Annotated in this window: 10 protein-coding genes; 4 read left to right on the plus strand and 6 right to left on the minus strand. The window is 69.6% G+C overall.

Annotated elements, in window-relative coordinates:
• Positions 1-256 precede the first annotated feature (256 nt).
• Both trhA and V7D28_RS10965 read left to right on the plus strand, forming a co-directional pair.
• Positions 257-934 (plus strand): PAQR family membrane homeostasis protein TrhA, encoded by a 678-nt coding sequence (gene trhA, locus V7D28_RS10960; RefSeq protein WP_333587420.1) that lies wholly within the window; start codon positions 257-259, stop codon positions 932-934.
• A gap of 162 nt (positions 935-1,096) precedes the next feature.
• Positions 1,097-1,741 (plus strand): exopolysaccharide biosynthesis protein, encoded by a 645-nt coding sequence (locus V7D28_RS10965; protein ID WP_333587421.1) that lies wholly within the window; start codon positions 1,097-1,099, stop codon positions 1,739-1,741.
• Positions 1,742-1,763: 22 nt separating this feature from the next.
• On the opposite strand, the gene cckA is transcribed toward V7D28_RS10965, so the two are convergent.
• Complete coding sequence (gene cckA, locus V7D28_RS10970; RefSeq protein WP_333587429.1) at positions 1,764-3,836, minus strand: cell cycle histidine kinase CckA; 2,073 nt, start codon at positions 3,834-3,836, stop codon at positions 1,764-1,766.
• Positions 3,837-4,063: 227 nt separating this feature from the next.
• Between cckA and yghU the strand changes: the two genes are divergently transcribed.
• Positions 4,064-4,939: a glutathione-dependent disulfide-bond oxidoreductase gene (gene yghU / locus V7D28_RS10975; RefSeq protein WP_333587422.1), complete on the plus strand. Its 876-nt coding sequence runs from the start codon at positions 4,064-4,066 to the stop codon at positions 4,937-4,939.
• A gap of 20 nt (positions 4,940-4,959) precedes the next feature.
• Positions 4,960-5,589 (plus strand): NUDIX hydrolase, encoded by a 630-nt coding sequence (locus tag V7D28_RS10980; protein WP_333587423.1) that lies wholly within the window; start codon positions 4,960-4,962, stop codon positions 5,587-5,589.
• Between the two features lie 12 nt (positions 5,590-5,601).
• Here V7D28_RS10980 and V7D28_RS10985 read toward each other — a convergent pair whose 3' ends face one another.
• The 5 genes from V7D28_RS10985 to V7D28_RS11005 all read right to left on the minus strand — a co-directional run.
• Positions 5,602-5,931 (minus strand): type II toxin-antitoxin system RelE/ParE family toxin, encoded by a 330-nt coding sequence (locus V7D28_RS10985; protein ID WP_333587424.1) that lies wholly within the window; start codon positions 5,929-5,931, stop codon positions 5,602-5,604.
• Positions 5,928-6,194, minus strand: coding sequence for a ribbon-helix-helix domain-containing protein (locus V7D28_RS10990; protein WP_333587425.1), 267 nt, complete (start codon positions 6,192-6,194; stop codon positions 5,928-5,930). The genes V7D28_RS10985 and V7D28_RS10990 overlap by 4 nt, the downstream gene beginning before the upstream one ends.
• A gap of 77 nt (positions 6,195-6,271) precedes the next feature.
• Positions 6,272-7,957: a carboxylesterase/lipase family protein gene (locus V7D28_RS10995; RefSeq protein WP_333587426.1), complete on the minus strand. Its 1,686-nt coding sequence runs from the start codon at positions 7,955-7,957 to the stop codon at positions 6,272-6,274.
• 115 nt (positions 7,958-8,072) lie between these two features.
• Positions 8,073-9,164, minus strand: a complete 1,092-nt coding sequence (flhB, locus tag V7D28_RS11000) for a flagellar biosynthesis protein FlhB (protein ID WP_333587427.1) — start codon at positions 9,162-9,164, stop codon at positions 8,073-8,075.
• A 4-nt stretch (positions 9,165-9,168) separates the two neighbouring features.
• Positions 9,169-9,384, minus strand: a 216-nt coding sequence (locus V7D28_RS11005) for a flagellar biosynthetic protein FliR (RefSeq protein WP_333587428.1), incomplete at its 5' end; no start/stop codon positions are given.

Below are 9,384 nucleotides of genomic sequence, written 5' to 3' on the forward strand. Positions count from 1 at the left end.
ACGGGGACAACGGCACAGCAGGCCGGCCTTCAGGGCCGACGGCTTTTCCGGCGAGGAGGTCATGATACGCACCCTTGATCGACGCACTTGCACATGGTCGGCAATGTAGGGGCTCGACGTCCGCCCGGCCATGGCGCCTGATCCGGCGGCCGCCGTGACCTGGTGGCTGCAGAACCGCCCGAATAAGGGCGCCGAGAGGCGCCAGACCTAGCCGCAGACCCTCCCTTGGCCTAAGAGACGCGCAGGAGATGAGACCGTGAGCCCCGCGCCCCTCGACAAGCCGCCCCGTCACTATCCCACGCCCTCGGCCAAGTGCGCCGATCTCTGCGTGCACATCATCGGCCTGACCGCAGCCCTGATCGGCGGCGGCGTGCTCCTGGGGCTGGCCATCTGGCAGGGCTCGCCACTCAAGACCACGGCGGCGGCCATCTATTCGGCGGGCCTGCTGCTAATGCTGGGCTGCTCCACCGCCTACAACTTCGCCCCCGCCCGCCACAGGCCGCTGCTGCGCCGGCTGGACCATGCCGGTATCTTCATCATGATCGCCGGCTCCTACACACCGTTCACCGTGGCCAGCCTCAGCGGCGCCTGGGCGGTGGCCATGACCACGGGCATCTGGGCGGTGGCCGCCCTGGGCGTGGCCGGAAAGCTGTTCCTCCCCGGCCTGGGGCGCAAGGTCTGGGTGGCGGTCTATCTGGCTCTGGGCTGGGCCGTAGTGGTGGCGCTGGGCCCGATGATCGCCGCCGTGCCCTGGCCCTCCATGCTGCTGCTGGCCATCGGCGGGCTGCTCTATTCGGTGGGCGTGATCTTTTACCTCATGCGTCGCCTGCGCTTCCGCCGGGCCATCTGGCACGGCCATGTGGTGGGTGGAGCCGGCGCCCACTATGCCGCCGTGCTCCTGGCCATGGTCCTGGGACAACAGGCCGCCGCCTGATCGCGACCGCGCGCCTCGCCCTCGTCCCGATCTGGGCTTGACCGTGGGCCACCGGCCACAAGGTTGGGTTTTTTCTGCAACAGGTTCGCATGGGGGGTGCAATTTTCCCCTCGCGCCTTCATGTGAGGGCGCACCGCCGCCTCAGTTCTTGCGAGTTTCTCCGTGGTCGACGCCGTCAACCGCTTTTCCGACATTTTGAACGGCCTGGCCGAGCAGCCGGCCCCCAAGGTGACGGTGGCCGACGTGCTGGAAGCCTTCGGCGACCGGGCTTTCGGCGCGCTTCTGGCGGTGTTCGCCGCCCCCCTGGCCCTGCCCATGCCGCCGGGCGTCTCAGCGATCCTGGGGGCGCCGCTGATCTTCATCGCCTTCCAGCTGATGATTGGGCGGCCGACCCTTTGGCTGCCCAGCGCGCTGATGAACCGCTCCATGCGGCGGGCGGAGTTCCAGACCATGGCGGTGCGGCTGGAGCCTCACCTGAAGCGGCTTGAGCGTCACCTGCGTCCCCGCTGGCGGTTCCTCTATGGCCGGGTGGCCGACCGGTTCATCGGTGCGGTCTGCCTGGTGCTGGCGGTGATCGTCTTCCTGCCCATCCCGTTCGGCAACATGCTGCCCTCCTTCGCCATCGCCGCCTTCGGCTTCGGCCTGCTGGAACGGGACGGCGTGGCGGGCCTTGTGGGGGCTGTGGGCGCGGCGCTCAGCGTCATCATCCTGGCCCTGGTCTGGAACGCCCTGATCCTGGCGGCCGTGACCTTCATCACCGCGGTGGGCGACTCCTTCGAGCGGGTCACCGCCCTCTTCCCCGGCTGAGCGACAGCCGGGGTTCAGGGCCTCAAGCCGCCTTCTGAAGCTCCTGCTTCACGCGCTCGGCCAGGGTCTTGATGTCGATGGGCTTGGGCAGGAAGGAGATGTTGGTCTCCCCCTCCAGCAGGTTCGAGAACTCGGCCTCCGCATAGCCGGAGATGAACATCACCGGCGCGCCGGCCAGATAGTCCCTCGCCTGCTTGAGCAGGTCGGGTCCCTGCATGCCCGGCATGACCACGTCGGAGATCATCAGGTCGATCTCGCCGGCGTGCAGCTCGGCCAGCTCCAGGGCCTCTTCGCCCGAGGCCGCCTCGATCACCTCATAGCCGCGGGCCCGCAGCAGGCGGGCGGCCACGCCGCGCACGGCGTCCTCATCCTCGACGAACAGGATGCGGCCGGCGCCGGACAGGTCACGCGCCTGGGGCTTTGGCTTGGCCAGCGGCAGGGGCGTGGCCGCCACCGCCGGGGCCTGGTGCGCCGGCAGGAAGATGCGGAACGCCGCCCCTTGCCCAGGCTTCGAAGTCACCGAGATCCAGCCGTCGGACTGCTTGACGATACCATAGACGGTGGCGAGGCCCAGGCCCGTCCCCTCGCCCACCGGCTTGGTGGTGAAGAACGGGTCGAAGATCTTGTCCAGCACATCGGCGGGAATGCCGGGGCCGTCGTCGGACACCTCGATCAGCGCCTGATCGCCCTGGGCGCCGCCATAGCCCAGCTGGGCGGCCTCGGCCTCGGACAGGCGCGCGGTGCGGATACGCACTGTCGTGCCCCCATGGGCGCGCACCGCGTCGCGAGCGTTGACGGCCAGGTTCATCACCGCGGTTTCCAGCTGGCCCCGATCGACCCGCACGTGAGGCAGGTCACGGCCGTATTCGGTCTCCACCGTCACGTCCTCGGACAGGACCCGGCGGAGCAGCACCTCAAACTCGCTGATCAGCTCGCCAAGCTCGAGGATTTCACGCTGGACGGTCTGTTTGCGGGAGAAGGCCAGCAGCTTGCGCACCAGGTCGGCTGCCCGGTTGGAGGTCTGGCGGATCTCGTTCAACCCCTCATAGGAGGGATCACCCACCGGGTGACGCGCCGCCAGGCTGTCCAGCTGCATGAGGATGGCGGTGAGCAGGTTGTTAAAGTCGTGCGCCACCCCGCCGGCCAGTTGGCCGATGGCCTGCATCTTCTGGCTCTGGGCCAGTTGAAGCTCCATCTGCTTCTGCTCGGACACGTCCACCAGATAGGCCACCCAGCGGCCGCTGGGGCGGGACAGATAGAGGTGGGCGATCTTGCCGGGATCGCGGGCGAGCCGCACCTCAAGCGCCCCCTCGGCGCCCTGTGACAGGCGGGCCGCGGCGTCCTGGCGAGCCTGGGCTTCGATCAGATCGCCAAACGCCTGGCCGCGCTCCACCCGGCCGGCCATGGCCGAAAGGGCGGGGTTGGCCTCCACGATGACGGCGTTGAAGGGGTCTTCCCCCTCCAGCAGGGCCGCGCCGAAGGGCGAGGCTGCGGCGAAGGCGTCCAGCACCTTTGGCGGCGGCGCCTTGGCGCTGACCGCGGCGGTGAGCACTTCCAGGGCGGCCGACGGCAGGGCCAGCGGCTCCGGCGCAGCCGGGCGCACCCGCACCAGGAAGCGCCTTTGTCCCAAGGGCGAGATGTCCACCGCCTGATCAGCCCCGCCGGCCCGCAGGGTGGCGTGGGCGGTCTCGCCGCGACGGGCCGCGCCCAGGGCGGCGAACAGGCTGGCCGCCGAGGTCCCGCCCTTGGGCAGGCGCGGCGCCTCGCCCATCAGGCTGCGCCAGGCCGCGTTGGCGGCGTGGATGCGGCCGTCGACGCCGGCCAGGGCCGCAGCCTCGCTCAGCGCCTCGAGAAGCCGGTCGGCGCCGGGCTCGGCCTCGGGCGCGGGCTCCAGGGTCGAGCGCAGGACGAAGAGGCCAAGACAGGCCACGCCCGCAAGCCCCACCAGCAGCATCAGCCCGGCCAGGGTGGCGGGGCCGGCGTTAAGCGCCGGGGCGGCGGCGAAGGCTACGGCCATGAGGAAAAACACCACCGCGACCGCGGTCAGCGGATCGAAACGGCGCTGCGGCGCCTCCTGGGACGGGGTCTCGACCATGGCGGACCTGCCGATCACCTCTTGCCTGGGGCCGAAGCGCCCCTGCGAATCAACGGGCATCATACCTCACAAGGCCATGAGAGACCCTTACGAGACCTTTCTGTGGCCGGAAGGTTGCGGCCGATGGTCGCCAAACCGCCCGCGAGCCCCCACATTGGCGCCAGCACCGCAGAGTGCGAACGCGAAACGCCCCTGAACCACGCCCAGAGAGAGGCCCGGAGATTCCCATGAGCGAAACGACCTACACCCCGCCCAAGGTCTGGATCTGGAACAAGGAAAGCGGCGGTCGCTTCGCCAATATCAACCGGCCGATCGCCGGCCCGACCCACGACAAGGACCTGCCCGTGGGCCGCCATCCGATGCAGCTCTACTCCCTGGGCACGCCCAACGGCGTCAAGGTCACCATCATGCTGGAGGAACTGCTGGCCCTGGGCCATGCGGGCGCCGAGTATGACGCCTGGCTGATCAATATCGGCTCGGGCGACCAGTTCTCGTCGGGCTTTGTGGACATCAACCCCAACTCCAAGATCCCGGCTCTTCTGGACCGCAGCGGACCCGAGCCGATCCGGGTGTTCGAATCCGGCGCCATCCTGATCCATCTGGCCGAAAAATTCGGCGCCTTCCTGCCCACTGACCCGGCCAGACGCGCGGAGTGTCTGTCCTGGCTGTTCTGGCAGGTGGGCAGCGCCCCCTATCTGGGCGGGGGCTTCGGCCACTTCTACGCCTATGCGCCGATCAAGATCGAATACGCCATCGACCGGTTCGCCATGGAGGTGAAGCGCCAGATGGACGTTCTGGACCGCCGCCTGGGTGAGACGGAGTATCTGGGCGGGGCGGACTACACCATCGCCGACATGGCCGTCTGGCCCTGGTACGGGGGCATGGCCAAGGGCCTGCTCTACGAGGGCGGCGAGTTCCTGCAGGTGCACGAATACAAGAACGTCATCCGCTGGGCCGACCAGATCGGCGAGCGGGCGGCGGTGCGCCGCGGCCGCATGGTCAACCGGGTCAACGGCGATCCGGCCAGCCAGCTGCGCGAGCGCCACGAGGCCAGCGACTTCGACACCAAGACCCAGGACAAGCTGGACGCGGCCAAGGCCTGAGAGCGGCAGGCGGCGCGACCTTGAGCGACTTCTCCTTCAGCCTGGCCTTCCGTGAGCGGCTGGCCGCGCGCTGCAGCGCCTTCCCGCGGATCGTCCATCCGCAGGCGGGGCTGAAGCCCGCGGCTGTGGCCATCACCCTGGTGGAGGCCGATGACGGGTCGGGTCAGGCGGCCTTCCTGCTGACCCGCCGGGCCGCCACCCTGCGGGCCCATGCGGGCCAGTGGGCCCTGCCCGGCGGCCGCTGCGACCCGGGCGAGACCCTGGAGGCTGCGGCTCTTCGCGAGCTGGAGGAGGAGTTGGGCCTGGCCCTGCCGCCCGCCAACATCCTGGGCGTGCTGGACGACTATCCCACGCGCTCGGGCTATTCCATCGCCCCCGTCGTGACCTGGCTGGACGATCCGGCGGAGATCTCGCCCAACCCGGCCGAGGTGGCCTCGGTGCACCGGATCCGCCTGGACGAGCTGATGGACCCCGGCGCCGTCAGCTTCGAGACCATCCCGGAAACCCCGCGCCCGGTGATCCGCCTGCGGGTGGGCGACCAGCACCTGCACGCGCCCACGGCGGCGGTGGTCTATCAGCTGCGCGAGCTGGCCGCCGGCCGCATCACCCGGGTCAGCGAGCTGGACCAGCCGGTCTTCGCCTGGCGTTAGGGCGAAGGGACCTTAGCCACGTCCGTCCTCAGGGGCGAAATCGTCACGGAAGCGGGCGATCTGGTGCATGCGCTCATGCAGCAGGGTCACAATGCCCACCTCGCCATCGGCCAGTTCCCGCCAGTAAATGAGGTGGCGCTCGTAGCGAGTCACAAAGCCGGCGACGCCGAACTCGGCCGGAACCGGCCGCCAGGGCAGCCGGCGCGCGGCGATATCCTCGAACCGGGCGAACAGGCCGCGGATGTAACGCTCAGCCTGGGCCTCGCCCCAACGGCCGGCGCTATAGCGATAGATGTCTTCCAGGCGCACCAGCGCCGCAGCCTGGATGCGCACGCCGCTCATGGCGCCGATCTGGACCTGACCCGATCCAGGAAGTCGTCGGCGTCCACCGACACGAAGGTCTCGTCGCCCTGTCTGAAGGCGCGGGCCAACTCGGCCTTGAGACGGGCGAAGGTCTCCGCTTCCCGCTGCGCCATGTCACGCCGGATCAGGTCGCGGACATATTCGCTGACGTTCTCATAAGCGCCGTCAGCCCCCACATTGGCGGCGACGAAATCACCCAGCGGTCCGCTGACGCGCACATTCAGGGTCATGGGTTTCGACATGATCGCCTCTTCCACCCATCAGGCCTATGTCCAGATCTTACGGGAATATCAGGACAAAGGCCATGACGATCCCAGCTTCAGACGGGGGCGTCGGCGATGCGTTGGCCCGGGCTCGGCAGTTCGCTCTGGGCGTCCTGCTGGCTGCCGAAGCTGGCCATGAGCCGGCGCTGCTCGCCGCGGATGTCGTTTTCGATGCGCGTCTGCCCCTCATCGAAGACCAGGGCCGGGCGGCTCTCGTCATAGAGCGGCCAGGCCGGCAGGCCAGGAGCGGCGGGCGCCCCCGTTCGCGCAAAGGCGGCCCAGGCGCTGCTCATCTGGTCGGCCAGGGCCTGGGCCTGGGGCGTCACCGGCCCGACCATCACCTCGGCCTTGTCCAGATTGTCGAAGACGAAGGGGATTTCCTGGGCGTGAGGCGAGAAAAAGCGCCCGCCCTGCACCGGCGTCTCCCGATAGAAGGCGTAGTAGTAGGCGCCCGCCCCGCCCTGGGCGGCCTTGCGCTCGGCCTGGAGGGTGGAGTCCAGGAAGTAGCTGCGGTCGGTGGCGGCCATATAGAGCCGCTCGGCGGTGGAGCTCTGCGGATAGAGGCGCTGATAGAGGTCGTTCACCTCCACCGCCCGCTCCGGCGTGGTCAGCCGGCCGAGCATCACCTTCAGGGCCGCGGGGCTCAGCGTGTCCATGGCCGGATTGACCGCCAGATAGATGGACATCTCCGTGCGGTTCGTGCCGATCATCATGGGGATGTCGGCGGTCAGATCCGGGGCGTCGGGATCGAAGGGGTGGCGGGGCAGAAGCCTGCCGTCCACCGTGGGCCGCCATTGGCCGAGGCCCGAGCTGGCCTTCATCCCCGCCCGGCGCAGGTCTTCAAAGGGAACCTCGGCCAGGCGATCGACGTGGGCGGGCGCGATCTGCAGTTCGGCCAGCAGGCGGCGGCCCTTTTCGGCGGCCAGCTCCGGCCCGTCCACCCGCAGCTGCGAGCCGCTCTGCACCACCGCCCGGTGGAACAGCCCCTTGGCCGGCTGGAAGGCCATGAGCACGCTGACCTTGCGGCCCCCGCCGGACTCCCCGTGGATCATCACCCGGTCGGGATCGCCGCCGAAGCGCTCGATATTGTCGCGCACCCACTGGAGGGCCAGCACGCAGTCGGCCATGCCGACCGAGGCGCTCTCGGCGTAGCGCTCCCCATAGGCCGACAGGTCGGCGAAGCCGAAGACGTTCAGGCGGTGGTTGATGGTCACCACCACCACGTCCTGCTTGCGGGCGAGATTGGCGCCGTCATACCAGGCCGAGGAGCCCGAGCCGGTGGAGAAGCCGCCCCCGTGCAGCCAGAACATCACCGGCCGCTTGCCCGTGGTGGACGGCGTCCAGACATTGAGGAACAGGCAGTCCTCGCTCTGCGGCGGGGGGTCGATGTCCGAGCGGATCAGGCTGGGATAGGGCGCCGGCGCTGCGGGATCGCGGGGCGCGCCCACCCCCTCCACCAGGGTCTGGGGCGCCGAGGCGCCATAGTCATAGGCCTCGCGCACCCCGGCCCAGGGCGCCCGCGGCCGGGGCGGCATGAAGCGGCCCGCGCCGCCGGTGGGCTCGCCATAGGGCACGCCCTTGAAGCTCAGCACCCCGCCGGCGCTGCGCCCGCGCAGGCGCCCGGACGTGGTCTCCACCACCGGCTCGGCGGCCCGCGCCAGGCCAGGCGCCGCAGCGAGCCAGAGGCCCCCGGCCAGGACCCAGCGACGGTTGAGGGTGGGATTGAGGCGGCTGGCGGTCATGGTCATCTCCCCGTCCGCCTGCGTCGGCGGCTCCAGATTCTTGCATCCGGTATATCACACGGGGCGGCCGGGGCTGGCTATGGCGCAGGCGATCTTCGCCGCGCCCTTCGGCGGATCAGCGTAAGGGCCTGGCCGGGGCGCGCCGGCTCTTGGCGCTGAGGATGAAGCCGATGATCTTGGCCACGGCCTCGTAGTGGGCGGGCGGGATGAATTCGTCGACATCCACCGCCGCATAGAGGGCGCGGGCCAGCGGCGGGTCTTCCACCACCGTCACGCCGGCCTCCTCGGCCACGGCGCGGATCTTGAGCGCCACGGCGTCCACGCCCTTGGCCACGCACTGGGGGGCCGACGCCGCGCCGGCCTCGTACTTCAGGGCCACGGCGTAGTGGGTCGGGTTCATCACCACCACGGTGGCGGTGGGCACGGCCTGCATCATCCGCCGGCGGGAGCGCTCGGCCCGCATCTGGCGCAGGCGGGCCTTGATCATGGGGTCGCCGTCGGTCTGCTTGTACTCCTCCTTCACCTCCTCGCGGCTCATCATCATCTTCTTCTGGAAGCGATGGCGCTGCCACAGCCAGTCGGCGCCGGTGATCACCAGCATCAGCGCCACCACGGCGAAGACCAGCTGGCGCAGGATCTGGGCGCTGAAGGGCAGCATGGCCGCAGGATCCAGGGCCGACAGGCCGCGGAACTCGTGCATGTGCGGCGCCAAGACCCACCAGGCCACCGCCGCCACGGCCAGGATCTTGGCGATGGACTTGCCGAAGTTGAACAGGCCGTCGGGGCCGAAGATGCGCTTGAAGCCGGCCAGGGGCGACAGCTTCTGCACGTCGGGCTTGAGCTTTTCGGGCGTGAACAGCAGGCCGTGCTGGACAAGGTTGCCCACCGCCCCGCCCAGGGCCGCGGTGACCAGCACGGCGGCCAGGACCGGGGCGCAGGCCATGATGGCGTGACGGGCCACCGCCATGACGCCCAACCCCTCCAGCGGGATCTGTTCGGGATGGGCGATGAAGGGCAAGAGGGCCGCGGCCATGTTCTTCGACAGCCAGCCCCCCAGTATGGCGACGACCGCGGCCGAGAAGGCGAGCGCGGCCAGGGGCGCCAGGTCCGGCGACTTGGCCACATCGCCCTTCAGCCTGGCCTGCTGAAGCTTGTGCGGTGTGGCCTCTTCTGTCTTGGAGGCGGCGTCGTTGTTGCTCTCGGCCATGGGACTAGAGGAAGTTCCCCATCAGCTCGCGGTAGCGCTCCACCCACACCATGCCCAGCACGCCCAGGCTGAGCGCGAAGATGGACAGCGAGGTCAGCACCAGCAGCGGCGTGGCCACGAAGAAGATCTGGAACTGCGGCATCACCCGCCCCACCAGGCCCGCGGCGATGTTGAAGATCAGCGAGAACACCACCACCGGCGCGGCCAGCTGCAGGCCGAG

Origin of the sequence: Phenylobacterium sp., assembly GCF_036723115.1 — a bacterium.
Lineage (GTDB): Bacteria > Pseudomonadota > Alphaproteobacteria > Caulobacterales > Caulobacteraceae > Phenylobacterium.

Bases quoted from the DNA above. Each gene is read 5' to 3' on its own strand.
- yghU (WP_333587422.1), top strand. From the start codon at position 4,064: ATGAGCGAAACGACCTACACCCCGCCCAAGGTCTGGATCTGGAACAAG.
- flhB (WP_333587427.1), bottom strand. From the start codon at position 9,164: ATGGCCGAGAGCAACAACGACGCCGCCTCCAAGACAGAAGAGGCCACA.
- V7D28_RS10985 (WP_333587424.1), bottom strand. From the start codon at position 5,931: ATGAGCGGCGTGCGCATCCAGGCTGCGGCGCTGGTGCGCCTGGAAGAC.
- V7D28_RS10995 (WP_333587426.1), bottom strand. From the start codon at position 7,957: ATGACCGCCAGCCGCCTCAATCCCACCCTCAACCGTCGCTGGGTCCTG.
- V7D28_RS10990 (WP_333587425.1), bottom strand. From the start codon at position 6,194: ATGTCGAAACCCATGACCCTGAATGTGCGCGTCAGCGGACCGCTGGGT.
- cckA (WP_333587429.1), bottom strand. From the start codon at position 3,836: ATGGTCGAGACCCCGTCCCAGGAGGCGCCGCAGCGCCGTTTCGATCCG.